The organism is Actinoplanes sp. ATCC 53533, assembly GCF_003947245.1.
The window spans coordinates 36,146-61,815 of record NZ_QHHV01000029.1; the positions used below are offsets into that span (position 1 = coordinate 36,146).

18 protein-coding genes, 1 pseudogene and 1 riboswitch are annotated in these 25,670 nt (G+C 71.8%); of the genes and pseudogenes, 13 read left to right on the forward strand and 6 right to left on the reverse strand.

All coding sequences use genetic code 11. The annotated features are described in order from the left end of the window. The first annotated feature begins 5 nt into the window (after positions 1-5). The 6 genes from DMB66_RS11700 to DMB66_RS11725 all read left to right on the forward strand — a co-directional run bounded on the left by DMB66_RS11700 (position 6) and on the right by DMB66_RS11725 (position 7,619). Positions 6-3,386, forward strand: a complete 3,381-nt coding sequence (locus DMB66_RS11700; RefSeq protein WP_125804073.1) for an error-prone DNA polymerase — start codon at positions 6-8, stop codon at positions 3,384-3,386. An 88-nt stretch (positions 3,387-3,474) separates the two neighbouring features. Next, positions 3,475-3,849, forward strand: a complete 375-nt coding sequence (locus DMB66_RS11705; RefSeq protein WP_125804074.1) for an SSI family serine proteinase inhibitor — start codon at positions 3,475-3,477, stop codon at positions 3,847-3,849. A 27-nt stretch (positions 3,850-3,876) separates the two neighbouring features. Next, positions 3,877-4,623, forward strand: a complete 747-nt coding sequence (locus DMB66_RS11710) for a methyltransferase domain-containing protein (RefSeq protein ID WP_125804075.1) — start codon at positions 3,877-3,879, stop codon at positions 4,621-4,623. 71 nt (positions 4,624-4,694) lie between these two features. Beyond that, positions 4,695-5,762, forward strand: coding sequence for an alkaline phosphatase family protein (locus tag DMB66_RS11715; protein ID WP_125804095.1), 1,068 nt, complete (start codon positions 4,695-4,697; stop codon positions 5,760-5,762). Positions 5,763-5,844: 82 nt separating this feature from the next. Next, positions 5,845-7,140 carry a DNA polymerase IV gene (locus DMB66_RS11720; protein WP_125804076.1) on the forward strand — a complete coding sequence of 432 codons (1,296 nt, stop codon included), beginning with the start codon at positions 5,845-5,847 and terminating at the stop codon, positions 7,138-7,140. Between the two features lie 92 nt (positions 7,141-7,232). Further along, positions 7,233-7,619, forward strand: a complete 387-nt coding sequence (locus DMB66_RS11725) for a DUF3040 domain-containing protein (protein ID WP_125804077.1) — start codon at positions 7,233-7,235, stop codon at positions 7,617-7,619. Between the two features lie 680 nt (positions 7,620-8,299). Here the strand turns inward: DMB66_RS11725 and DMB66_RS11730 are convergent. The 3 genes from DMB66_RS11730 to DMB66_RS11740 are packed head-to-tail and all read right to left on the reverse strand — an operon-like array spanning position 8,300 to position 13,122. Continuing rightward, positions 8,300-10,768 carry a DUF3488 and transglutaminase-like domain-containing protein gene (locus DMB66_RS11730; RefSeq protein WP_125804078.1) on the reverse strand — a complete coding sequence of 823 codons (2,469 nt, stop codon included), beginning with the start codon at positions 10,766-10,768 and terminating at the stop codon, positions 8,300-8,302. Between the two features lie 13 nt (positions 10,769-10,781). After that, positions 10,782-12,071 (reverse strand): DUF58 domain-containing protein, encoded by a 1,290-nt coding sequence (locus tag DMB66_RS11735; RefSeq protein ID WP_125804079.1) that lies wholly within the window; start codon positions 12,069-12,071, stop codon positions 10,782-10,784. Between the two features lies 1 nt (position 12,072). Next, on the reverse strand, positions 12,073-13,122 hold the full coding sequence (locus DMB66_RS11740; protein ID WP_125804080.1) for a MoxR family ATPase: 1,050 nt from the start codon (positions 13,120-13,122) through the stop codon (positions 12,073-12,075). Positions 13,123-13,529: 407 nt separating this feature from the next. Here DMB66_RS11740 and leuS point away from each other — a divergent pair, with 407 nt between their 5' ends. Both leuS and aroA read left to right on the forward strand, forming a co-directional pair. Further along, positions 13,530-16,349 (forward strand): leucine--tRNA ligase, encoded by a 2,820-nt coding sequence (gene leuS / locus DMB66_RS11745; protein WP_125804081.1) that lies wholly within the window; start codon positions 13,530-13,532, stop codon positions 16,347-16,349. A gap of 109 nt (positions 16,350-16,458) precedes the next feature. Next, the gene (gene aroA, locus DMB66_RS11750) at positions 16,459-17,715 is read left to right on the forward strand and encodes a 3-phosphoshikimate 1-carboxyvinyltransferase (RefSeq protein ID WP_125804082.1); all 1,257 of its coding nucleotides are present in this window, start codon (positions 16,459-16,461) and stop codon (positions 17,713-17,715) included. A gap of 433 nt (positions 17,716-18,148) precedes the next feature. Here the strand turns inward: aroA and DMB66_RS11755 are convergent, their stop codons facing one another. The 3 genes from DMB66_RS11755 to DMB66_RS11765 are packed head-to-tail and all read right to left on the reverse strand — an operon-like array spanning position 18,149 to position 20,889. Then, positions 18,149-18,907, reverse strand: coding sequence for a TVP38/TMEM64 family protein (locus DMB66_RS11755; RefSeq protein ID WP_125804083.1), 759 nt, complete (start codon positions 18,905-18,907; stop codon positions 18,149-18,151). 55 nt (positions 18,908-18,962) lie between these two features. Beyond that, a complete protein-coding gene (locus tag DMB66_RS11760; RefSeq protein ID WP_125804084.1) occupies positions 18,963-19,679 on the reverse strand; it encodes a type 1 glutamine amidotransferase in 717 nt (238 codons plus the stop codon). Then, entirely contained in the window at positions 19,669-20,889 is a 1,221-nt protein-coding gene (locus DMB66_RS11765) for a MurT ligase domain-containing protein (RefSeq protein ID WP_125804096.1), read from the reverse strand. Before DMB66_RS11765 ends, DMB66_RS11760 begins: the two co-directional genes overlap by 11 nt. Positions 20,890-21,407: 518 nt before the next feature. After that, positions 21,408-21,529: riboswitch (cyclic di-AMP (ydaO/yuaA leader) on the forward strand. Positions 21,530-21,535: 6 nt separating this feature from the next. Between DMB66_RS11765 and DMB66_RS11770 the strand changes: the two genes are divergently transcribed. From DMB66_RS11770 to DMB66_RS11790, 5 genes and pseudogenes are all read left to right on the forward strand, one after another. After that, positions 21,536-22,348, forward strand: a complete 813-nt coding sequence (locus DMB66_RS11770; RefSeq protein ID WP_125804085.1) for a C40 family peptidase — start codon at positions 21,536-21,538, stop codon at positions 22,346-22,348. Between the two features lie 456 nt (positions 22,349-22,804). Beyond that, the gene (gene mraZ / locus DMB66_RS11775; protein ID WP_125804086.1) at positions 22,805-23,236 is read left to right on the forward strand and encodes a division/cell wall cluster transcriptional repressor MraZ; all 432 of its coding nucleotides are present in this window, start codon (positions 22,805-22,807) and stop codon (positions 23,234-23,236) included. Positions 23,237-23,475: 239 nt separating this feature from the next. Further along, a complete protein-coding gene (rsmH, locus tag DMB66_RS11780; protein ID WP_125804087.1) occupies positions 23,476-24,546 on the forward strand; it encodes a 16S rRNA (cytosine(1402)-N(4))-methyltransferase RsmH in 1,071 nt (356 codons plus the stop codon). Between the two features lie 8 nt (positions 24,547-24,554). Continuing rightward, entirely contained in the window at positions 24,555-25,133 is a 579-nt protein-coding gene (locus DMB66_RS11785; protein ID WP_125804088.1) for a septum formation initiator family protein, read from the forward strand. Positions 25,134-25,136: 3 nt separating this feature from the next. Next, a pseudogene (locus DMB66_RS11790) lies at positions 25,137-25,670 on the forward strand (penicillin-binding protein); the annotation flags it as partial.

The following is a 25,670-nucleotide window of genomic DNA, read 5'->3' on the forward strand; positions in this document are numbered from 1 at the left end:
GGACAGTGAGTTTTCATAATCCGCGGATGCCGTGGTCCACGTTGGAGGGCACGCTCTCCGGCAAGCGGCACCTGCACGTCGTCGATCCGCTCGCCGTCGACGGGGACGGCGGGGATTCCCCCGCCTGGAGTCGCAAGCGGCAGCCCTATCAGGCGCCGGTGCTGGCTCGGGCAGCCAGTCGCGACCGGTACGCCGAGCTGCACTGTCACACCAACTTCAGTTTCCTGGACGGTGCCAGCCATCCCGAGGAGCTCGCCGAGGAGGCCGCCCGCCTGGGGCTCACCGGGCTCGCCGTCACCGATCATGACGGGTTCTACGGGGTCGTGCGGTTTTCGGAGGCCGCCCGCGAGCTGGGGCTGCCCACCATCTTCGGCGCCGAGTTGTCGCTGGATCTCACCAGGCCGCAGAACGGCGAGGCCGATCCCGAGGGCCGGCATCTGCTCGCCCTCGCGCACGGGCCCGAGGGGTACGCCCGGCTGGCCCGCACCATCTCCCGCGGTCAGCTCGACGGCGAGGAGAAGGGCAAACCGGCGTACGGCGACCTGGAGGACGTCGCCGCGGTCCTGCGTGACCACGTGCTGGTCCTGACCGGTTGCCGCAAGGGCAGTGTGCCCCGGGCGCTGGCGCGGGGCGGGGTGCCCGCCGCCGCGTACGAGCTGGACCGGCTTGTCGCTTTGTTCGGCCGCGGCAACGTCGCGGTGGAGCTGAGCGCGCACGGCGATCCGTACGATGACGACCGTAACGACGCCCTGTACGAGCTGGCCCGCGGCCGCGGGATCGAGGTCGTCGCGACCAACAACGTGCACTATGCGACCCCCGCGCGGCGCCGGCTGGCCACCGCGCTGGCCGCCGTGCGGGCGCGGCGCAGCCTCGACGACATGGACGGCTGGCTGCCCGCCGCCGGCACCGCCCATCTGCGCAGCGGTGCCGAGATGCGCCGGCGGTTCGCCGCCTATCCGGGTGCGGTGGAGAACGCCGCGATGTTCGGTGATGATCTCGCCTTCGATCTCAACCTGGTCGCGCCGAAGCTGCCCGACTTCGACATCCCGGCCGGGCACACCGAGATGAGCTGGCTGCGGGAGCTGACCATGCGGGGGGCGCGGGAGCGGTACGGGCCGCCGCAGGCGCATCCGAAGGCGTACGCGCAGATCGAGCACGAGCTGAAGATGATCGAGGAGCTGAACTTCCCCGGGTACTTCCTGGTGGTCTACGACATCGTGAAGTTCTGCCGGGACCAGGACATCTACTGCCAGGGCCGGGGCTCGGCCGCCAACTCGGCGGTCTGCTACGCCCTGCGCATCACCAACGTGGACGCCGTCGCGTACGACCTGCTCTTCGAGCGGTTCCTGGCCCCCGAGCGGGACGGGCCGCCGGACATCGACGTCGACATCGAGTCCGACCGCCGCGAGGAGGTCATCCAGTACGTCTACCGCCGGTACGGCCGGGAGCACACGGCACAGGTGGCCAACGTGATCTCGTATCGCCCGCGTTCCGCCGTACGGGATATGGCCAAGGCTTTTGGTTTCTCGCCCGGGCAGCAGGATGCGTGGAGCAAGCAGATCGACCGGTGGGGCGGTCTTCAGTCCGGTCAAGGGTGGGGGCGGGGTGGTCGGCCCGGGGTGGCGTCGGTCGACAATGAGGACATTCCCGCCCACGTCGTGGCGTTCGCCAACGAGGTGCAGAATTTTCCCCGGCACCTGGGCATCCACTCCGGCGGCATGGTCATCTGCGACCGGCCGATCATCGAGGTGTGCCCGGTGGAGTGGGGGCGGATGCCGGGGCGCACGGTGCTGCAGTGGGACAAGGACGACTGCGCGGCGATCGAGCTGGTCAAGTTCGACCTGCTGGGGCTGGGGATGCTGTCGGCGCTGCACTACGCGTACGACATGATCGAGTCCGACCTGGACATCGGCACCATGCGGCTGGACGATCCCGAGGTCTACGCGATGCTGTGCCGGGCCGATTCGGTCGGGGTCTTCCAGGTGGAGAGCCGCGCGCAGATGGCGACGCTGCCCCGCCTCAAGCCGAGGGAGTTCTACGACCTGGTCGTCGAGGTCGCGTTGATCAGGCCGGGCCCCATCCAGGGCGGCTCGGTGCACCCCTTCATCAGGCGCAAGAACGGCCTGGAAGACGTGAGCTATCCGCATCCGCTGATGCGCAACGCGCTGGAGAAGACCCTCGGCGTGCCGCTGTTCCAGGAGCAGTTGATGCAGCTGGCCATCGACGTCGCGGGCTTCGACCCGGCCGAGGCCGACCAGCTGCGCCGCGCGATGGGCTCCAAGCGGTCCGTGGAGAGGATGGAACGGATCAAGACCCGGCTCTACCAGGGCATGGCCGAGCGCGGGATCACCGGTGAGCTCGCCGACGACCTGTTCGTGAAGCTGTCCGCGTTCGCCAGCTACGGCTTTCCGGAGAGCCACGCGATGAGCTTCGCCTACCTGGTCTACGCCAGTTCCTGGCTCAAGCGCTATCACCCGGCGGCGTTCTGCGCGGCCCTGCTCAACGCCCAGCCGATGGGCTTCTACTCGCCGCAGTCGCTGGTCGACGACGCCCGCCGGCACGGCGTCGAGGTGCGCCGCCCGGACATCAACCGCAGCGCCGCCGCCGCGGTCCTGGAGTCGACCGCGCGGACCCGCTGGGGCGGCGAGCCCGGGGAGCCGCCGCACGCCTGGGGGCTCGGCGGCCCGGCCGTGCGGATGGGACTGAGCAGCGTCCGTACCCTCGGCGACGACCTGGCCAAGGCCATCGAGGACGAGCGGCGCGCGCACGGACCGTACCGGGATCTCGCGGATCTCGCGCGCCGGGCCGGATGCTCGACCGCCCACCTGGAGGCCCTCGCGACCGCCGACGCCTTCGCGGGTTTCGGCCTTTCGCGGCGCGAGGCACTCTGGGCGGCGGGGGCCGCCGCCCAGGACAAACCGGACCGCTTGCCGGGTACGGTCACCGGCATGACCGCCCCGACGCTGCCCGGCATGGCCGAGGTGGACAAGCTGGTCGCGGACGTCTGGGCGACCGGCCTGTCCCCGGACGCGCATCCCGCCCAGTTCATCCGGGCCGAGCTGGAGCGCGCCGGCGCGCTGCCGATCGCGCGGCTGGGCCGGGTCGAGGCCGGCACCCGGATCCGGGTCGGCGGCATCGTCACCCACCGGCAGCGGCCGGCGACGGCGGGCGGGGTCACCTTCATCAACCTGGAGGACGAGACCGGGATGCTCAACGTGACCTGTTCGCCGGGGCTGTGGCAGCGGTACCGGCGGGTGGCCCGCAGCAGCGCGGCGCTGATCGTGCGGGGGCGCCTGGAGAAGTCCGAGGGGGTGCTCAACCTGGTGGCGGACCGGCTGGAGGCGGTCACCCCGCCGATCAGCCCGGCCTCCCGCGACTTCCGCTGAACGGGCACTATATTTCCGTTCTGCGCGTCCTGCACCTTTTCTGGCGTAGACCGGATGCGCACCGAAATGTGTCATCGGGGAGACCGTCATGATCCGTACCATCGCCGCCACGGCCGCCGCCGCCCTCCTGCTGGCGGCGGACCCGGCCGCCGCGGCCACGGCGAAGAAGACCGACCTCACGGTCAGCTACCTGGCGGATGCCGGCTACGCCGCCGCGGTGAAGCTGCGCTGCGACCCGGCCGGTGGCGCCCACCCGAAGAAGGCCCAGGCCTGCCGGTCGCTGGCCAGGATCGGTGGCGACCCGGCCCGCCTCAGGCCCGCCGCGATGATGTGCACGATGGAGTACGCGCCGATCACCGCCCAGGTCAAGGGCACCTGGCAGGGCCGCAGGGTGGACTGGTCGCACAAATTCGGCAACAGATGCGACATGAACCGGACGACCGGGGTCCTCACGGCCTTCTGAGCAGCGCCCGGCCGATACGCTGCGCAGGTGGACACCGCATCGACGCGAACCCCCCGCCCGCCCGTCACCGTGCGTACCGCTGCCGTCTGGGCCGTGCTGCGCCGCGAGCTCGACCGCAGCGCCGGGCGTGAGCTGACCGTGCTGGATGTCGGCGGCGGCACGGGCGGCTTCGCCGTGCCGCTCGCCGAGGCGGGACACACCGTCACCGTCGTGGACGCCAGCCCCGACGCCCTCGCCGCGCTGACCCGCCGCGCCGCCGACGCGGGCGTGGCCGACCGGGTCCGCGCGGTCCAGGGCGACGGCGACGCGCTCGCCGGGCTGGTCGCGCCGGGCAGCGCCGACCTGATCCTCTGCCACGCCGTGCTGGAGGTCGTCGACGACCCGGCCAAGGTCGTCGCCGCGATCGGCGCCGCGCTGCGCCCCGGCGGTGCCGTCAGCCTGCTGGTCGCCGGCCGGGCCGCGGCCGTGCTGGGCCGGGCGGTCAACGGCAACCTCGGGGCGGCGGCCGCGCTGCTGGGCGACGACGAGGGCCGGGCCGGCGTCCGGGACACCCTGCGCCGGCGATACGACGCGGAGACCGCGTCGGCGCTGCTGACCGCGGCGGGGCTCACCGTCGAGGAGATCCACGGGGTGCGCGTGCTCGCCGACCTGGTGCCGGCCGCCGTGGTGGAGGCCGACCCACAGGCGATGCTGGAGCTGGAGCTGGCGCTCTCCGCCCGGCCGCCGTTCCGCGACATCGCCTCCCAGCTGCACCTCTTCGCGCGGCGCCCGTGACCGATCACCTGCCGCCGGAGGCTCTCACTCCGGTGCGGCCCGCGTACGGGAGTGCCAGCCTGGCAGACCTGATGCCCAGCGTCAGCGCGGTGCTCGGGGTGCCCGGCGCCACGGACGTGCTGGGCCTCGGCGCTCAGCTGGCGGGCGTCGACCGGATCGCGGTGCTGCTGGTCGACGGGCTGGGGACGTACCAGATCCCGGTCGCCGCGGCGCACGCCCCGATCCTGCGCGAGCTGCCCACCCGGGCCCTGACCTCGGGTTTTCCCTCCACGACCCCGGTCAGCCTGGTCACTCTCGGCACCGGCGCGCTGCCCGGCGCGCACGGTGTCCTGGGCTTCACCCTGCGCAAGCCCGACGGCGGCATCCTCAACCACATCCAGTGGAAGGACGATCCCGACCCGGCCGACTGGCAGCCGCTGCCCACCCGCTTCGAGACGGCAACCGCCGCGGGGGTCAACGTCACCCAGGTGACCCGGCCGGAGTTCGAGGGGACGGGCCTGACCGTGGCCGCGAACCGGGGCGCCGCGTTCTCCGGCGGTGGCGACCCGCTCGCGCTGTCCACCCGGATGCTGGCGGCGCTGGCCCGGCCCGGCCTGGTCTACGGCTACCACCCGGACCTCGATCACCAGGGGCACGTGGCCGGGGTGGGCTCGCTGCCCTGGCAGGAGGCGGCGGTCGAGGTCGGGAGCCTCGTCGAGCGGCTGGTCGACGGGCTGCCGGCCGGTGCCGCGCTGCTGGTCACCGCCGACCACGGACAGCTCAACGTGCCTCTGGAGGGGCGTTTTGACCTTGGCTCGGACCCGGTGCTGGCGGCCGGGATCGTCGCGGTCTCGGGCGAACCCCGGGTCCGCTACCTGTACGTCGAGGACGGCGCGCGCGACGACGTGATCGCCGCGTGGCGCGGGGTGCTGGGCGACGCGGCCTGGGTGCTCACCCGCGAGGAGGCGATCGCGGGCGGCTGGTACGGGCCGGTGCCGCCGGCGCACCTGAGCCGGCTCGGTGACGTGGTGGTGATCTGCCAGGGGCGGGCGGTGGTTGTCGCCAGCGGGTGGGAGCCGCCGGCGGCCGGGCGGCTGGTCGGATACCACGGGTCGGTGACCGCGGCCGAGATGACCGTTCCGCTGGTGATCGTCCGCTGATCGGCTCTTCGCCGCTCGTGTCGGTGGCCGCCTGTTCCTGTGCCGTCGTTTTTTGTCGTACCCCGGGGATAGGTTGCTGATCGTGGGACGGAGTCAGGTCATCGGCCGGGGTCGTGATCCGCGGTTCGGGCCGGAGGCCGACGACGCGGGTTGCACGATCCTGCACGTCGACATGGACGCGTTCTTCGCCGCCGTCGAGGTCCGCCGCCGCCCCGACCTGCGCGGCAAGCCGGTCGTCGTGGGCGGGCTCGGCCCCCGCGGCGTGGTCAGCTCGGCCAGCTACGAGGCCCGCCGCTACGGCATCCGCAGCGCGATGCCGGCCATGCGGGCCCGGGCCCTGTGCCCGCACGCGGTGTTCCTGCCCCCCGACTTCACCGAATATTCGGCCGCCTCGGCCGCCGTCATGCGGATCTTCCGCGACGTCACGCCGCTGGTCGAGCCCCTCTCGCTGGACGAGGCCTTCCTCGACGTGGCCGGCGCCCAGCGCCTGCTCGGCCGCCCGGCGCTGATCGCCCGCGACATCCGCGCCCGGATCACCGAGGAGCAGCGGCTGACCTGCTCGGTCGGGGTCGCGCCGAGCAAGTTCGTGGCCAAGCTGGGCTCGACCCGGGCCAAGCCCGACGGCGTCATCGTCGTCCCGGCCGGTCAGGTGCTCGACTTCCTGCACCCGCTGCCGGTGGACGCGCTCTGGGGCGTGGGCGAGCGGGCCGCCGAGACGCTGCGCAGGCTGGGCCTGATGACGGTGGGTGACCTGGCCGCCGCGCCGCTGGGCATGCTGCGTGCCGCGCTCGGCGAGGCGTCCGCGGCGCACCTGCACGAGCTCGCCTGGGGGCGCGACTCGCGCCGGGTCGTCTCCGAGCACGTCGAAAAGTCGGTCGGCGCCGAGTTGACCTACGACACCGACGTCACCGACCCGGCGACGATCCGGCGCAGCCTGCTGGCGCTGGCCGACAAGGTCGGCGGCCGGCTGCGCGCCGGCGGCCACGTCGGCCGGACGGTGACGATCAAGATCCGGCTGGCGGACTTCCGGACGGTCAACCGGTCCCGCACGATGCCGACGAACACCGATGTGGCGCGGGAGATTTTCGCGACTTCGTGGGCGCTGTTCGAGGCGCTGCGCGCGAGCGAGCCGATCCGTCTCGTCGGCGTCCGGGTCGAGGGGCTCACCGCCGCGGCGTCCGCATCACGCCAGCTCACGCTGGGTGAGCCGGAGCGCGGCTGGCGCGAGGCGGAGGCCGCGACGGACGCCCTGGCGGCCCGATTCGGCCGCTCCATCGTCGGACCGGCCAGTCTTTTGGGACAAACCGATCAACGCAGAACCGAAAATCACCCGCACTCGACGGTCGTCCCGCTTTCCGACCCGCCAACGCCCTCGTAGACTTGCGGTAAGGCAGCCGGTCGGCTGTCTCGCACCATCGGCCCGCCTGCACCAACGCCGGGGGGCCGGACATGCGCCCGGGGAGGAATGCCGTGCCGCTCTCGGAGCACGAGCAGCGGCTGTTCGATCAAATCGAGCAGTCGCTTGCCGAGGACCCCAAATTCGCCTCGGCTGTGCGGGCCAGCGACCCGCGTTTCCACGCTCGTCGTCGACTCGTGGTCGCCGCGTTCGTGATCGTCGCTGGTCTAGCGCTGGTTGTCTACGGCACGGTGAGTAGCAACACGCTGCTCGGCGTGGCGGGATTCGTGGTCATGCTGGCCGCCGCAGCGTTCGGGATGCAGAGCCGCCGAAAGGGGCAGGCGCCTGACCTGCACGCCGTCGGTGGCACCGCGACCCGCCGCACCCGGCAGACCCGGAAGTCGGGCTTCATCGAACGACTCGAGGATCGCTGGCGTCAGCGTCCCGAGGGCCATCGCTAACCCCGACAACCAGCGGCGACGAATGGCGGCCATCCGGCCGCCATCGCCGTATCCGCACGCTCATCGTTGACGATGAGCCGCAACGCTCATCGGTTGACGATGAGCCGCAACGCTCATCGGTTGACGATGAGCCGCAACGCTCATCGGTTGACGATGAGCCGCAAACCGAAGCGGCGTCCCGGCGAGGGACGCCGCTCATTGCTACGCCCGGCCCAGGACGCCGCGGGGAACTCCGCCAGCCGCCGCGTGCCCTCCTCCACAGCCTCGCTGCGGGGAGATCTTGGCCCCAGCCCCGAGATACGGGGCTGCGTACCGCTGGGTGAACAATCCGTCCCACCTCCTGGCGTCTAACCTCTCAAACCACCCATTTCGTCGTCGCTCGGCGCGACCTTGATGAGCTGCGGTGCCGAGCACACCGCAGCGCTCCAAGATTGCGGCCGGGCCGCGCGGCACCGCTTCCCGACTCGACACACGGGCCGTGAACAAGCCGCCGGGTGGACGTGACCGTCCGTCAAGATCCTTTCGGTGGGGGTGTGTTCGTCTCTTGTTCGAGTGCACAGGCGGTGAAGGCCAAAGTTGATGGCTGGCCCCTTGATCGTCAAGCCGGGGCGTGCGACCGAGACGCCGCCCTGCCGGATCGAGATCCAACAGGGCGGCGTCGGTGGTGCGGGTGGCCCGGGTCAGCGGGCCTTGTTCGCCAGCAGGCGCCGAGGGCTGAAGCGGACCAGCAGGTCCCGGCCCCGGCTGAAACCGTCCACCCAGCGGGCCGACACGTCACCCATGCCCATCCGCCACCGGAGCAGCACCGACGGCGGCAGCACGATCGCGATCAGCCGGGTGCGCCTGGTCGACGTCTTGGCCAGGCCCTTGCGGACCTGGTGCAGCGCCGCCGTCAGCTCGCCGCCCTGCAGCGGCTGGCGGGCGTACCGGGCTCGCTCCTCCGCCCGGCCCAGCAGCGTCGCCGACTCCGCCGGGGTTTCCCGCAGGTCCGCCTCGCGGACCAGGCGCTGGGCCGTGTGCCGCGGCGTCTCCGTCGGGTCCACCGGCACGCGGTAGTCGACCATCGTGTCCACCAGCTCGTCCCACGCCGCGTGTGCGTCCTCGCGGGCGCGGACCGCCTCGGTGGTGACCACGACCTCGCGGGAGCCCGGCGGGGCCGGGCCGGTCGCCGCCACCGCCGCGGCCTTGGGGACCGTCGCCGCGTGCCGGCGCTTGCGAACCAGGACTCTGCGCAGGGCCGGCACCGCCAGCAGCGCCAGCACCAGCGCGATGATCGCCACCGTCAGCAGGACCGTCGGGGACAGGACCGACTGGCCGGTCGAGCCCGCCGCGTCGAGGCCGCCCGCGTCAGGGTCGCGGTCGGGGCGGTTCGCCGCGCCGGCCGACGACGAGGGGTCGGCGCCCGGTGCGGCCGTGGCCGTCGACGTCGCCGTCGGGGCCTGCACCGCGTCCGTGTCCGGGGCCCAGTCCGAGCGGCTCGAGCCGACCACGGCGGCCGCCGGGGTCGCGTCGAACGGCACCCAGCCGAAGCCGTCCAGGTAGACCTCGGTCCAGGCGTGGGCGTTGCGGTTGGTCAGGACGTACGCGTCGCCGTCGCGGATGCTGCCGCGGGTGAAGCCGAACGCCACCCGGGCCGGGATGCCCGCCGCGCGGACCATCCACGTCATCGCCGCCGAATACTGCTGGCAGTAGCCCGCCTTGCCCTGCAGGAACGCCGCGATCGCCGAAGCGCCGGCCTTCGGGTCCGCGGTCTGCAGGCTGTACGTGAAGCCGTTGTCCCGGGAGAAGTACCGGTAGATCGCCATGACCTTGTCGTACTCGGTGTCCTTGCCCTTGACCAGGCCGTCCACCAGCTCCTTGACCTGGGGGTCGTCCGGCGCCGTCGTGAACTGGGCGCGCAGCGGGTTGTCGCGCGGGAGCTCCTGGGCCGTGCGCAGCTCGGCGGCGGTGTATTTGGCCCGGACGTAGTCGAACGAATACTTCTTGCCCTTGGTGGTCGTGCGGTTGGAGTAGACCACCTGGGTGTTCGGGTCGTAGGACCAGGCGCCGTCGAGGCCGTCGGTCTCGATCGGCGTCGAGTAGACCGGCGCCAGGGTCTGGCCGAAGTCGTTGGTGATCTCCACCTCGGCGCGATACTGCTTGAACTGCCCGCCGGCCTCGGTGCCGCCCTCCCGGGGGTCCTCCAGGCCGCGGGAGAGCGGCCGGCCGTTCGGTGCGCGGTTGCCGACGCCGTCGGCGCTCAGCACGTCACCGACGCCGAAGCGCAGGTAGAACGGGTCCGGCTCGTTGGTCTTGACCCGGACGTAGTTGGTGACCTGGGTCTGGTTGAGCTGGCCGCTCAGCGACGCGAACAGGTTGATCCGCCCGGTGCCGCCGCTGCCCGCGCCGCCCGTGCCGGTGCCGGAGCCGACCTGGGTGAGCGTGTTGAGCAGGCCGGTGTTGAGGCCCGGGATGATCAGCGGCAGCAGCACGGCGGTGGCGACGCCGATGACGGCGAGCCGGCGCCCGGCCGCGGCCAGCGGCGAGGGCTCCCACACGTCGACGTCGCGGCCGTCGCCGGTGAACCGGCGGCCGAAGCGGCGGACCCGGTCCACGTTGTCGGCGACCAGCAGCCAGAGGAAGCCGGTAGCGCCGACGATGAACGGGAACACCGGGACGCTGTCGACGTAGACGGCGACCGGGACCGAGTAGATGGCCAGCATCGGCAGGCCGGCCAGGGCCGGCCGGCGGGCCACGACGGCGATCAGGTCGACCGCGATGGCGACCGCGCCGATGCCGAGGACCGCGACGAAGAGCAGGCCCTCGCGGTCCGGGACCGGGACGCCGTACGAGCGGGTGTCGTTGCCGGCGTCGCTGAACAGCGCGCCGAAGTGCTCGAACGTCGCCGGTGCCGGGATCAGCGACAGCAACTCGTCGCCGCTGGGGAACATCCAGGTCAGGGTCAGCAGCAGCACCACGACCATGCTGAGCGCCTGCGCCCAGGTGGGGAACCGCAGCGTACGGGTCAGCACCGCCGCGCCGGCGACCAGGCCGACCGCCAGGACGCACTGCAGCAGCCAGGTCCAGGTGTCGAAGATCGCCGACAGCGGTGCCGCCGCCAGCAGGGTCGCGGCCGCCGCCACGAGCCCCAGTCGTCGTCGCCCGGTCACCGTAGAACTCCCCTCATCGCCCGACCGTCTCCGCCATGGCCGCCCGGTAGGCGAACCCCTGCGAGCCGCGGCCGGCCGCCGGCCAGAGCGCGGCGAGCGAGTCGCCGTGCGCGACCGGCACCGAGCGCCAGCCGCTGCGGACCAGCGCCAGCGCCGTGGCGCCGTGCGCCCGGTCGGCCTCGACGCGGTCCGCGGACGTCATGTTCACCCAGGTCGAACTGTCGATCGCGAACCCGATGCAGGTCGCGCCGTTGCCCCGCAGCCCGGTCAGCACCTCGGCCTCGGCCACGCTGAGCGTGCCGAACAGGCCGATCACCAGGCCGCCGTCGGAACGCCGGCGGACCTGGTCGACCAGGACCGAGATGTCGCCGGCGTCGGTCAGCTTGACGTCGGCGAGGGTGTCCAGGATCGCGCCCTCGCCGCCGATCTCGGTGGCGTCGACGTCCACCCCGGCGCCGGTCACCAGGCGCAGCTTGTAGCCGGCCTGGCGCAGGTGCATGGCGATGCTGGCGGCCCCCGAGACGGCCCATTCGAAGCTCGCCGTCGGGCCCTCGCCGCGGTGCGCGGCCAGCCGGGTGTCCAGCACCACGGTGGCCCGGCTCTCCCAGGGCTGCTCCTCGCGGCGCACCATGAGCTCACCGGTGCGGGCCGTGGAGCGCCAGTGCACCCGGCGCAGGTCGTCGCCGCGCCGGTATTCCCGGGTCGCCGCGTCGTCCTCGCCGTGCACGGCCACCGAGCGGGCGCGGCTGTCGCCGGTGCCCGCGTATTCGCCGGCGAGCCGTACCGCCGGCAGCGGGACGACCTGCGGGATGACCGTGAGCCGGTCGACGCTGGGGAACGAACGGGTCAACTCGCACAGTCCGAACGGGTCGGTCAGCCGGATCACCAGCGGGCCGACCGGGTAACGGCCGCGCACGTCGGCGCGGACCGTGTATGCCACCGAGCTGGCCTGGTGCGCGCCGAGCCGTTCCAGCACCACCCGGGGCCGGCTGCCCAGGGCGTACGGCAGCCGGTCCTCCAGCAGCAGCGTGCCGGTGGGCAGCCGGGACATGTTCTGCAGGCGCAGGATGACCCGCGCGCTGGAGCCGACCGGCGCGCGGCCGGGCTCCAGCGAGCGGGTGCACGCCAGCTTGTAGCGGCTGCGGCCCACGTACGCCGCGGCCAGCAGCGGCAGCATGGCCAGCAGGATGGCCACGCGCAGCAGGTCCTTCTCCCCGAGGATGAACGCGGAGACGCCGGCCGCCGAGCCGGCGGCCAGGAAGGAACGGCCGCGGGTGGTCAGTCCCCGCATAGCCTCCCGCATGTCAGCGCCCCCGGGACTCGTACTGCCCGCGGGTGTCGCCGACCGCACGCGTGTCGTACGGCGAGCGGCTGCGGTCGTGCGGCAGGGGGAGCCGGTGCACGATCTCGGCGACGATGGCGTCGGTGGTGCGCCTGTTCAGCTGGGCGTCGGCCGTCGGGATGATGCGGTGAGCCAGCACCGGCACCGCCAGGGTCTGCAGGTCGTCCGGCAGGACGTAGTCGCGGCCCTCCAGGGCCGCGACGGCCTTGGCCGTACGGATGAGCTGCAGGGTGCATCGCGGCGACGCGCCGAGGCGGATCTCCGGCGCCTCCCGGGTGGCCGTGACCAGCGCGATCGCGTATTGCTGGACGGCTTCGGACGCGTGCACGTCGCGGGCGGTGGCGATCAGCCGGCGGACCAGGGCGGCGTCGGAGACGGCGCGCAGGTCGTTCAGCGGGTCGTGGGCACCGTGGCTGTTGAGCATCGCCATCTCGGCGCGCGGGTCCGGGTAACCCATCGCGATGCGGGCGGTGAAGCGGTCGCGCTGCGCCTCGGGGAGGGGGTAGGTGCCCTCCATCTCGATCGGGTTCTGGGTCGCGATGACCATGAACGGCGCCTGCAGCTCGTAGGTGGTGCCGTCGACGGTGACCTGCCGCTCCTCCATGCACTCCAGCAGGGCGGACTGGGTCTTGGGGGAGGCCCGGTTGATCTCGTCGCCGACCACCAGGTTGGCGAACACGGCGCCCGGCTTGAACTCGAAGTCGCGCGTCTCCTGGTTGTAGACACTGACCCCGGTCACGTCGCTGGGCAGCAGGTCGGGGGTGAACTGAATGCGCCGGACCGAGCAGTCGATCGAGCGGGCGAGCGCCTTGGCGAGCTTGGTCTTGCCGACGCCGGGCACGTCCTCGATCAGCAGATGGCCTTCGGCGAGCAGCACGGCGAGTGCCAGCCGGACCGTCGCGCTCTTGCCCTCGATGACCTGCTCGATGTTGGCCATGATGGCCCCGCTTGCGGCGAGGAACTCATCACTCGGCATGGGACCGCCGGGCTGGTCCCAGGTTGGCGTTGTCACGGGCCTCCTCCATGTCGTTCAAGCCCCTTCCTACGTGCCTACGTAGAAAAGGAACCGAAGGTTCGCGGGCGGCCGGCGGTCCGTGGGCCTCCGGCGCTCGCCGCCCGTTCCCAACAGGTTAGCCCGGTCACAGCAAGCTGCCGAGGGCGCATTAGCGTCAGTAACCGCCTGTGGTCAACTGGACACGCATATCGGATAGGTTACGAATCGGTAAGGTTGATACCGGTCGCCGCGAGAACCGGACGCCCGGTATCATGCAGTCATGGCTCGGTCGTTCCTGCTTCTTAGCAAGCCGTGTTGATCTCTTAGCAGAGAACAGCGCGGCGCCCCCTCCTGCGAGAGGGGCTTTTTTGTGCCCTGAAGTAGGTGATCCTGTCGACTGACTTCCAATGATCGAGATGGTGACGATGAGCGAGTCCGAGAGCAACGCGGACGTCCCGCCGTACCGCTACACGGCGGCCCTGGCCGCGGAGATCGAGCCCCGCTGGCAGGCCTACTGGGCCGACCGCGGCACGTTCCACGCGCCGAACCCGACCGGTGAGCTGGCCGACCCCGGCCACCCGCGCGCGGGGGCGCCGAAACTGCACGTTCAGGACATGTTTCCCTACCCGTCCGGCGCGGGCCTGCACGTCGGGCACCCGCTGGGCTATATCGGCACGGACTCCTACACCCGCTACAAGCGGATGGCCGGATACAACGTGCTGCACCCGATGGGCTTCGACGCGTTCGGCCTGCCCGCCGAGCAGTATGCGGTGCAGACCGGCACCCACCCGCGGATCACCACCGAGGCCAACGTCGAGCGCTACCGCGGTCAGCTGCGCCGGCTGGGCCTGGCCTACGACGAGCGGCGCAGCTTCTCCACCACCGACCCGGAGTACTACCGCTGGACCCAGTGGATCTTCCTGCAGGTCTTCAACTCCTGGTTCGACCCCACCGACTCGAAGGCCAAGCCGATCGAGATCCTGGTCGGGCAGTTCGAGGCGGGTGAGCGGGAGACCCCGGACGGGCGGGCGTGGGCCGAGCTGTCCGGCACCGAGCGCCGCCAGGTGATCAACGACTACCGGCTGGCGTACGTCAGCGAGGCGCCGGTCAACTGGTGCCCGGGGCTGGGCACCGTGCTGGCCAACGAGGAGGTCACCCCGGACGGGCGCAGCGAGCGCGGCAACTTCCCGGTCTTCAAGCGCAGCCTGAAGCAGTGGATGATGCGGATCACCTCCTACGGCGACCGGCTGGTCGACGACCTGGACACGCTGGAGTGGCCCGAGCCGGTCAAGCTGATGCAGCGCAACTGGATCGGCCGGTCCAAGGGCGCGCACGTGGACTTCCCGGTCGGCGGCGACGATGTGATCAGCGTCTTCACCACCCGGCCCGACACCCTGTTCGGCGCGACCTACATGGTGCTGGCGCCCGAGCACACCCTGGTCGACTCGGTCGTCCCGGCCGCCTGGCCGGAGGGCACCAAGCCGGCCTGGACGGGCGGGCACCCGAGCCCGGCGGTGGCGGTGGCGGCGTACCGGATCGAAGCCGCGGCCAAGACCGAGGAGGAGCGGACCGCCGACGCCAAGGTCAAGACGGGTGTCTTCACCGGCGCGTATGCGACCAACCCGGTCAACGGCGCGCGCATCCCGGTCTTCATCGCCGACTACGTGCTGGCCGGCTACGGCACCGGCGCGATCATGGCGGTGCCCGGGCAGGACGAGCGCGACTGGGCGTTCGCCGAGGTCTTCGACCTGCCGATCATCCGTACGGTGCAGGCGCCGGACGGCTTCGACGGCGCCTTCACCGGCGAGGCGCCCGCGATCAACAGCGACTGGCTGAACGGCATGGCCGTGGCCGACGCCAAGGCCGCGATGATCACCTGGCTGGAGGAGCACGGCCACGGCCGGGGCGCGACCACGTTCCGGCTGCGCGACTGGCTGTTCAGCCGGCAGCGCTACTGGGGCGAGCCGTTCCCGATCGTCTACGACGAGACCGGCCTGCCCGTCGCGCTGCCCGACTCGATGCTGCCGGTGGTCCTGCCGGACACCGACGACTTCTCGCCGCGCACCTTCGACCCCGACGACGAGCACAGCGACCCGGAGACGCCGCTGTCGCGCAAGAAGGACTGGGTCACCGTCGAGCTGGACCTGGGCGACGGGGTGCGCACCTACACCCGCGAGACCAACACCATGCCGCAATGGGCGGGTTCGTGCTGGTACGAGCTGCGCTACCTGGACCCGCACAACGACAAGGCGCTGGTCGACCCGGAGAACGAGGCCTACTGGATGGGCCCCCGCGACGCGGCGGACTGCGGCGGCGTGGACCTGTACGTCGGCGGCGTCGAGCACGCGGTGCTGCACCTGCTGTACGCCCGCTTCTGGCACAAGGTGCTGTACGACCTGGGCCACATCTCGTCCTTCGAGCCGTTCCGCAAGCTGTTCAACCAGGGCTACATCCAGGCGTACGCGTTCCGGAACGCCCGCGGCGTCATCGTGCCCGCCGAGGAGGTCGTCGAGCGCGACGGCAAGTGGTATTTCGGCGATCAGGAAGTGGCCCGCGAATACGGCAAGATGGGCAAGTCGCTGAAGAACGTCGTCACCCCCGACGACATGAGCGAGCAGTACGGCGCCGACACCTTCCGGGTGTACGAGATGGCGATGGGCCCGCTGGACGTGTCCCGCCCCTGGGACACCCGCGCGGCCGTCGGCTCGCAGCGCTTCCTGCAGCGGGTCTGGCGCCTGGTGGTGGACGAGGAGACCGGCGCGGTGCGGGTCACCGACGAGCCGCTGGACCCGGCGACCCGGCGGGTGCTGCACCGCACCATCGACGGGGTCCGCGAGGACATGGACGAGCTGCGCTTCAACACGGCCATCGCCAAGCTGATCCAGCTGACCAACGCGCTGACCCCGCTGGGCACGGTGTCGCGCGAGGCGATCGAGCCGCTGGTGCTGATGACGTCGCCGTTCGCCCCGCACCTGGCCGAGGAACTGTGGCGCAAGCTGGGCCACGACGACACGCTGGCGTACGCCGACTTCCCGGTGCCCGACCCGGCCCAGCTGGTCGCCGAGTCGATCACCTACCCGGTGCAGGTGAACGGCAAGGTCCGCGGCCGGGTCGAGGTCGCGCCGGACACGACCGAGGACGCGGTACGCGCGGCGGCGCTGGAGTCGGTCGCCGAGGTGCTGGCGGGCCGCGAGCCCCGCAAGGTGATCGTGGTCGCCGGCCGGCTGGTCAGCGTCGTGGTCTGACGCTCTTGTATGAAGGACGGCCCGTCGCATCGCGGCGGGCCGTTCCACATGCAGGACACCGGTGGGCCGGGCTGCGGCGGCTGCGCGGCGGCCCGGCAGAATTTCGGACATGGCTGATCTTCCGGACGTGCTGACCGTCGCCCCGCTGAGCTCGCCCCTGGATGCCACCGTGCGCCCACCCGGGTCGAAGAGCATCACCAACCGGGCGCTGCTCTGCGCCGCGCTGACCCCGGGCACCTCGACGCTGACCGGCGCCCTGTTCGCCGACGACACCCGGGCCATGCTCGGCGCGGTGGTCGCCCTGGGCGCGACCGTCGACGCGGACGCCGAGGCGGCTGTGCTGCGGGTGACGGGGGTGGACCCCCGTACCGGGTCGTCGGACGCGGCCGTGGACGCCCGGCAGTCCGGCACCACGTCCCGGTTCATCCTGCCCGCGGCGGCGCTGCGTCCCGGCCGTACCGTGGTCGACGGCACCCCGCAGCTGCGCGCCCGGCCGTTCGGGCCGGTCCTGGACGCGCTGCGCGACCTGGGCGCGGAGGTCTCCGCGACCGGGTTCCTGCCGGCGACGGTGCGCGGCCCGCTGCGTGGCGGCCGGGTCGAGGTCAGCGGGCACATCTCCAGCCAGTTCCTCTCCGGCCTGCTGATGGCCGGCCCGCTGATGGCCGAGGGCCTGGCCGTGGAGCTGACCTCCCCGCTGGTGTCGGTGCCCTACGTGGAGATGACCCGGGCGGTGATGGCGGCCTTCGGCGTGCGGGTCGACGGCCTCACCGTGGCGCCGGCCCTCTACCGCCCCACCGAGTACGCGGTGGAGCCGGACGCGAGCGCGGCGTCCTACTTCCTGGGCGCGGCGGCGATCGCGGGCGGCCGGGTGACGGTACGCGGGCTCGGCACGGGCAGCCTGCAGGGCGACGTCGGCTTCGCGGACGTGCTGGGCCGGATGGGCGCGACGGTGACCCGCTCGGCGAACGAGCTGACGGTCACCGCGGGCGGCCCGCTGCACGGCGTAGACGTCGACATGGCCGACATTTCGGACACGGCGCAGACGCTGGCCGCGGTGGCGGTCTTCGCCGACTCGCCGACCCGGGTCCGCGGGATCGGCTTCATCCGCGGCAAGGAAACCGACCGGGTAGCGGCGGTGGTGACCGAGCTGCGCCGGGCCGGCATCGACGCGGTCGAGGACGAGGACGGCTTCACGATCCACCCGGGAACGCCGCGGCCGACCCGGTTCGCTACCTACGAGGACCACCGGATGGCGATGAGCTTGTCGCTGCTGGGGCTGAGGTCGCCGGGGATCGAGATCGCGGACCCGGGCTGCGTCGCCAAGACCTACCCGGACTTCTTCACGGACCTCGCCCGGTTGTCCTGAAACGCGCGGCGAGGGCGCTGGGATCCTCCGCTGCCCGCTGCCCGCTGCCCGCTGCCCGCTGCCCGCCGTCCGCGTCCGTTGACCGTCAGTCGTCAGCTCCAGCCGCAAACCGCTAGCCCAGCCGCCGGTCGGTAGCCGGCAGGCGGCGGCCTGCACGGCCTGAGTGGCTCGCCGGCCTGCTTGGCCTGCTCGGTCCGCCAGCTCGCTCCGCCTGGCCCGGTGGCTGGCCTGCTCGCCTACCCGGCCGCTGTCATGCCCGCCCAGGGGATCGCTGGCCTGCCCGCCGCTCGACGGGGTGACCCTTCGGGATGGCGGGTAGGCGGGGCGGGCGTGGACCGGCAAGGGCACCGGAAGCGCGAAACGGCCCGCCGCGGTCGCGGCGGGCCGTTCGTCGTTCGTCGTTCGGGGTCGGAATTCATCCGGCCGGGGTGGGTCAGGCGGCGACCGGAGTGGCCAGCGCGGCGGCCGCAGCGTCGCGGCGGGCGGCCAGGCGCCAGCGCAGCACGATTGTCGTGGTCAGGCCGATGCCGATCGCGGCCGGGGCCAGCGTCAGGGGGTTCATCGAGCCGGGGGAGGCCACCGCTGCGCCGATCACCGCGTAGGAGACCGCCGACGGGACCGAGGCCAGCGTCGTGCCCAGCAGGTAGCGCTTGCGGCACACCGAGGTGGTGCCGTAGGCGTATCCGATCAGGCCGAACGGCGCCAGCGGCAGGAAGCGGACCAGGAGGACCGCCGACAGGCCGCGGCGGTTCAGCCAGCCGTCCAGGCGGTCGAGCTTGCCGCCCGCCCTCGCGCCCAGGACGCCCCGGCCCGCCCAGCGGCCCGCGTAGTAGGTCGCGACGGCCGCGATGATGGCCGCGGCCAGCGCGGTGGCCGCTCCCGTGGCCGGGCCGAGCAGGGCGCCGCAGGCCAGGGTGATCGCGGTGCGGGGGACCAGCACCGACAGGAGCAGGCCTCCGACGACCGCGATCGCGACGGCGGCCGCCGGCCCGAGGGCGACGACCGAGTCCGCGATGGCCTGCAGCGGCAGGATCGCGGCGGCCACGCCCAGCGCGGCGATGACGACGGCGAGGACGCCGACGCGGGCGAGGCGGCGGTGCCACCCGATCGGGGTCGCCGGGTGCTGCGTGCTGACCTGAGGGTCCGTGGCGGGGCTAACGATGCCCCGCGGGGCGATCAGGGTGTCAGGCATGCAGGCGTTCCCCTAAATCTCGTCGGTCCAGGTCAGCTGGTCGAGCGCCGTGCGGTCAGGAGGCGCCCGCTGCGGCGAGCCGCTCGCCTCTGAGCCGGTCGGCCCAGGTGTCGTCGAGCGGTGTAAGGCTATCCGCGCCGATCGCCCAGCGGAGTAGCAGATCGGCTATCGCTGGGTTGCGGGCCAGCGCTGGACCGTGCGCGTAGGTGCCGAGGATCTTGCCGTGCCAGGCGCCTTCGGTCTGCCCGTCGTTGCCGATGCCGGCGGTCACCCGGGCCAGTGGTGCGACCCCCGGACCGAGGTGGGTCCGGCCGCCGTGGTTTTCGAAACCGGTCAACGGGGGCAACCCTAGCCGGGGATCGATGTCGCCGCGAACTTCGCCGACGGCGCGTGTCTCGCCGCGGTCCGAGCTGATGTCCAGCAGGTCCAGCCCGGCGCACTTGGCGCCCTTGGCGAAGAAGGCGCTGCCGAAGAGCTGGTAGCCGGCGCAGACGGCGAGCACCGCCGCGCCCTGGTGCACCGCCCGGCGCAGGCCGCCGTCGGTGATCAGCCGCTGGGCCGCCAGCGCCTGCGGGCCGTCCTCGCCGCCGCCGATCAGGTAGATGTCGGCGGTGGTGGGCATCGACTGGTCCGAGCGGACCTCGTAGGTCTCCACCGGGATGCCCCGCAGCGCGGCCCGGCGGCCCAGGATCAGCAGGTTGCCCCGGTCGCCGTACGTCGACAGCAGGTCGGGGTAGATCCACACGATCCGCAGGGTGCTCTCAGTTGACACGGTCCAACTCCGCTCGGATGTCCTGGAACGCCGTGTAGTTCGCGATCACTTCGAGGCGGCCGGGGGGACTGTCCCGGATCGCCTCGTCAAAGGTCTGAACGTGCCGGAAGGCCACATCGTTCACTTCCAGCCGAACTGCCAGGTCATAGGCCCGGTCGCCGGTGATCAGCACCTGCCGCCCGCGCAGCGGGGAGAAGTCGACGTCGTAGAGCCACGAGGTGTCGAAGCCGTCGGGGTCGCGGGCGTTGATGGACAGCAGGGTCGGCGCGACCTCGGCCATGTCGAACGCCTCCAGCCAGCTCGCCGGATTCTTCGCCAGCAGCAGCCGGATGTTGCGGCCGTCCCGATCGACCTGGGCGTAGCGGCCGGCCACCGAGGTGACCCCGGCCAGCCGGGGGACCGCCTCGATCGGCCGGACGCCGAACTCGGCGGCGACGGCCAGCGCGGTGGCGGCGTTGCCGACGTTGACGTGGCCGGGCAGCTGCAGCTTGACCAGGTGCCAGTCGCCGCGGGGGTCGACGACGCCGTCGTCCTCGACGGTCCACTGGGCCTGCGGACGGCGCAACGGACACCCGGTGCACCGCCAGTCGCCGTTGGCGCGCTCGATGGGCGAGCCGCACTCCGGGCAGACGAACGAGTCGTCGTGCCAGCGCTGGCCGGCGCTGAACCAGACGACGTGCTCGGTGTTGATGGCCGCCCAGACCACCATCGGGTCGTCCGCGTTCGCGACGACGTGCACGTCGGGGTGGGCGGCCAGGGCCGTCCGCCACATCTGCGCCATCATCGCGACTTCCTTGGCGCGGTCGAGCTGGTCGCGGGAGAGGTTGAGCAGGGCCACCACCCGCGGCGTGGTCTCGTCGATGACCCGGGCCAGGTAGTGCTCGTCGACCTCGAGCACGGCGAACGGCGTGGCGCCCGCCTTGGCCAGGGCGGAGGTGTGCCCGGTGGGCATGTTGGCGCCGAAGGAGTTGGTGGCGACCGGGCCCAGCACGCCGAGGGCGGCCGCGGTGAACCGGGTCGTGGTCGTCTTGCCGTTGGTCCCCGAGACCAGCGCGATCGCGCGGCCGGCGGCCAGGTTTCTCAGCAGGTCAGGATCGATCTTGAGACCTATCCACCCGCCGATCACCGAGCCGTCGCCGCGGCCCGCCGCCCGCGAGAGCGCCGCAGCGGTTCGCGACACGGAGGTCGCGACCTTGGCCCGTAGGGGCATCTTCCCGTCCGTCACGGCGACGAGGGTACCGGAAACGGACACTACGTCGAGTGGCGCTGTGGATGGAGCGGTCCAGGTCACCGCCGGGCGGCACCCTCGGCCGAACGGATGATCTCCACCCCACCGCCCGGCGCCGAGTTTCCGCCGCTGGGGGCGTTTACGGCCACATTCTCCTGACCTTGACTCAGACCATGATCGACCTCGATGCGGCTTTTTGTGTGTTGTGTTTCACCCGCAACCCTCGACGAATGGTGATCACTTCAACACGGTAAGTACCGGCATTTGTCACAGCGCGGTTACAAACCGGACAGTGTTCCATGTGCCAAACACGTTCGGTAGTCGAAACCACCCCAGCGGTCCGACCGGAAATCGGGTAGCAAGGGTGAGCCGGTAAGCAACCGCTCGCCGCTCGCACCGCCACGGACCACGCCGAGCCCTGCCCCGGTCCGAGCGGCGCGATCGTGATCGCGAACAACGACACAGGCATACGGGGGCAGGGACGGGGGACCCAGATTCGGTCCCACGGAACGCCGCTCGCGGCGAACCGATGAGGACCTCGGGGTGAAGCCACCACCGGTGGCCGGGCAACCTTCCCGCCCGAACCCGACAGCTAACCTCGCAGGCGTGCCGGAGGGATATCTCTACCGTGCACGAACGCACCTCGCACCGGCGCCCCCGCAAGACCGGCACCGGTTCCATCGCTCTGTCCCTGGGCCTCTGCCTCTGCGCCGGCCAGCTGGTCGCCACCGCGCCGGCATCCGCCGCGCCGGTCCCCGTCACCGCAGCGGCAGCGGCAGTGGCAGCAGCGACCGTCAAGCCCCGCATCACGAATTCCTACAACAGGAAGTCGATCGCGGCGGGCAAGACGGTTCGGGTGACCACCAAGCTGATCAACCCGAAGACCGGCAAGGCCGTCACCGGCAAGGTCAAGCTGCAGATCCGTGGCGGCAAGGCATGGAAGACCTGGGTGACCAAGTCGACCAACTCCAAGGGCGTGGCCTCCTTCCTGACCAAGCCCGGCGGCTCGCTGTACTACCGGACCATCTTCGCCGGCACCAAGGGCTTCGCCTCGGTGCGCAGCAGCCAAACGAAGATCACCGTGAAGAACAACGCGGCCAAGATCCTCGCCGAGGCCGCGAAGCACAAGGGGGCGCTCTACAAGTTCGCCGCCTCGGGGCCGAAGCGCTTCGACTGCTCCGGTTACACCATGTACGTCTACAAGAAGGCCGTCGGCAAGAAGCTGCCGCACAAGGCCAACTCGCAGCAGAAGTACGGCAAGGCCGTCAGCAAGGGCAACAAGAAGATCGGCGACCTGATCGTCTTCCGCTCCGGTTCGTACGGCACGCACGCGGGTATCTACGCGGGCAACGGCTACATGTGGGACTCGCCGCACTCGGGCGCCCGCGTGGGCAAGCACAAGATGTACGGCTCGAACTACGTCGTGCGGCGCCTCGTCTGAGCGTGACACGTCGGTAGGGCAGGACAGCACAAGTAAGAGCAGTACGACAGTTCAGTGGGGCGCGACCCGGGCGGGTCGCGCCCCACTGTCGTGTCCGCGCCACTTTTCCCTCCACTTTCCTCCCGGCGGAGTCTTGAAGGGCAGTCGACCCTTCCCCAAAGCCCGAAATCGGGGGACTTTCGTGCCCGGGTGGGCGGCATGTCGGAAAGTGGACCATGGTCGGGCCCGCCCGGCCCTCCACTTCCGCTCCACCTGCTCTGACGTGCGGATACATCCGCGAATCCGGCTCGCAGAAGCCGTCATTCTTGTTGCGAGTGGAGGGAAGTGGAGTAGAGTGGAGCGCAGTGGCAGGGCCTGAGGAGGAGCTGATTCCGAGGGGATTTGCCGGCCCAGACGACAGGTGGTCCACGCAGAGCTGGCTCTGCGGCGGCGCCGGGGGGCAGGGGGGTTGGGCCGATGTTCCTCGGCACGCACACCCCGCGCCTGGACGACAAGGGCCGACTGATCCTTCCGGCGAAGTTCCGCGACGAGTTGGCGGGAGGTGTCGTGATCACGAAGGGGCAGGAACGTTGCCTTTACGTCTTCCCGATGCCGGAGTTTCAGCGGATCGCGGGCCAGCTGCGCGAACAGCCGGTCACCCACAAGGCCGCCCGGGCATACAGCCGGGTGTTCTTCGCCAGTGCGCATGACGAGATCCCCGACAAGCAGGGTCGCGTCACCATCCCGGCACACCTGCGGGAATACGCGGCGCTGGACCGCGAGCTCGTGGTGATCGGTGCGAGCACGCGGGTGGAGATCTGGGACAAGCATTCGTGGGAGCAGTACCTCTCGGCGAGCGAGGACGACTTCGCCGATATCGAGGAGGGGGTGCTGCCCGGCGGATTGTGAGGCGTGGCACCTGTGGGCCTGTGAACGGCCCGGACGTCGCTGCCGCCGTACTGCGAGATCTCCAGCCGCTCCCGCTCCTGGCGCCTCTTCCCCGGTGCCAGGCGTGTGTCCGGTCGGGCGCGCCCGATGGCAACGGGCACGAGCGGATGGGGATCTGGCGGTACGGACAGACGACCGGGGTAGGCCGGCATCGGGGGATCGATGCGGGCCGGACCGGGTGAGCGCGGAAAGAGCAGGCAATGGGGGTCGACATGGGGGAGCTTCGCGGCACGCACGTGCCGGTGTTGCTCGAGCGCTGCCTCGAGTTGCTCGCCCCCGCCCTGGCGGCGCCGGGTGCGGTGCACGTCGACTTCACGCTGGGCCTGGGCGGGCACGCCGAGGCGGTGCTGGAGCGGTACCCGGAGGTGGTCCTGATCGGACTCGACCGGGACACCGAGGCGCTCGCGCACTCCCGGCAGCGGCTGGCGCGGTTCGCGGAGCGGACGCACTTCGTGCACGCGGTCTACGACGAGTTGCCCGCGGTGCTGGCAGACCTGGGCCACCGGGTCTTCCACAGTGGCCTGTTCGATCTCGGCGTCTCGTCGCTGCAGCTCGACGAGCCGGACCGTGGGTTCGCCTACGCCCGGGACGCGCCGCTGGACATGCGCATGGACCAGTCGCGGGGGATCACCGCGGAGGAGGTCGTCAACGGCTACGAGCCGGGCGAGCTCGTCCGCATCCTGCGGGTGTACGGCGAGGAGAAGTTCGCCACGCGCGTCGTCTCGGCGATCGTCAAGCAGCGTGCGAAGGAACGGATCGTCTCGTCCTCGAGCCTTGCCGACCTGGTCAGGGACGCTATCCCGGCCGCCGCGCGGCGAACGGGTGGAAATCCCGCGAAGAGAACGTTTCAGGCGCTACGAATTGAGGTAAATGCGGAACTCGCCGCGGTCGAGGCGGCGGTTCCGGCGGCGTTGGATCATTTGGCCCCGAAGGGGCGCCTTGTGGTGATGTCGTATCAATCGTTGGAGGACCGCATCGTCAAGCGCGCCTTCGCCGCGAGGGCGCGCAGCACCGGGCCGATCGACCTGCCGGTCGAACTACCCGGGACGGGCCCCTCGGTGCGGCTCCTGACCCGCGGGTCGGAGCCGCCCAGCGCGGCGGAGGTGGCGGAGAACCCGCGGGCGGCTTCGGTGAAGCTGCGCGCGGTGGAACGGATCGACCAGCACGACCAGGCACCCGGGACCGCCCGCGAACGGCCCCGGCTGTCGGCACCGCACGGGGGAAAAGGGCGGTCACGCCCGGGGTCACGCCAGGAGGGGGAGGGGCATTGAGCGAGCGCATGACCACTGCGCCGCGGTCGGGGGGCCGGACCACGGAGCAGAGTGGCAAGGGCCGGCGTAAGCCGGCCGACAAGACGACCGGCACGCCGGCGGGCGGTGGCGCCCGGGGGGCGCGCCACTACCCGACGGCCGGTGCGACCCAGGGCAGCGCCGCCCTGAAGCTCGCCGCCGACCAGCAGCGTGCCCCGATCACGTCGCCGCGCCTGCGGGTGGCGCCGCCCGCGCCGATCAACGCGCCCCGCGCGCCGTTCATCGCGCTGGTGGTGGCGGTCGTCGTGGCCGGGGTGATCGGCATCCTGCTGATCAACACCAAGACGGCGGAGAACTCGTTCGAGATCGACACGCTGCAGAAGCAGCAGGCCAAGCTGGACTCCACCCAGCAGGACCTGGAGAACGAGATCGCCGCCAACAACAGCCCGGGCAGCCTGGACGCCGCCGCCCGCCGGCTGGGCCTGGTCAAGGCCGACAACCCGGCGTACATCCGGCTGCCCGACGGCAAGGTCTTCGGGGTGCCGAAGCCGGGTAGCGGCGAGGTGGCCGTCACCGCGCAGGACACCACCTCGGCGACCGGGCGGTAACGCGTGCCGCCCCGCGCCAACGGGACACCGCGCCGGGGCCAGGAGCCCCGGCGCGGCGCTTCTCCTGAGCTGCCGCCGGCCGACGGCTCCGGTCGCGACGACGACCGGGCCCGCGGTTTCGGCGGCATCGGCGACGCGCGGGCGTACACGCCGCGCGGCCGGACCGTGCGCGAGGGCGACCAGCGCACCAGGTCCCCGCGCGCCGGCCGCAACACCGACCCGTTCCGTCCCGCTCTGCAGGTGTTGGACGGCGGCCGGAAGCAGGACCGGGGCCGCGACGACGAAGACCGTGAGCAGGACCGCGGCCGTGCCGAAGAAGGCCGTGCCAAAGAAGGCCGCGACCAAGAACGCCGGGACCCGGAGGCTCGCGAGCAGGAAGCCCGCGAGCAGGAGCGTGACAAGCAGGAGCGCGGTCGCGGCGTACGGGATCGCGGCCGGGACCGGCAGGATCGGCTGCGGGAGAGGCCGGCCCGTGAGGCGCGTTCCACCCGGTCCCGCGCCGACGAGGACGAGTGGGACGAGCCACCGCGCCGGGGC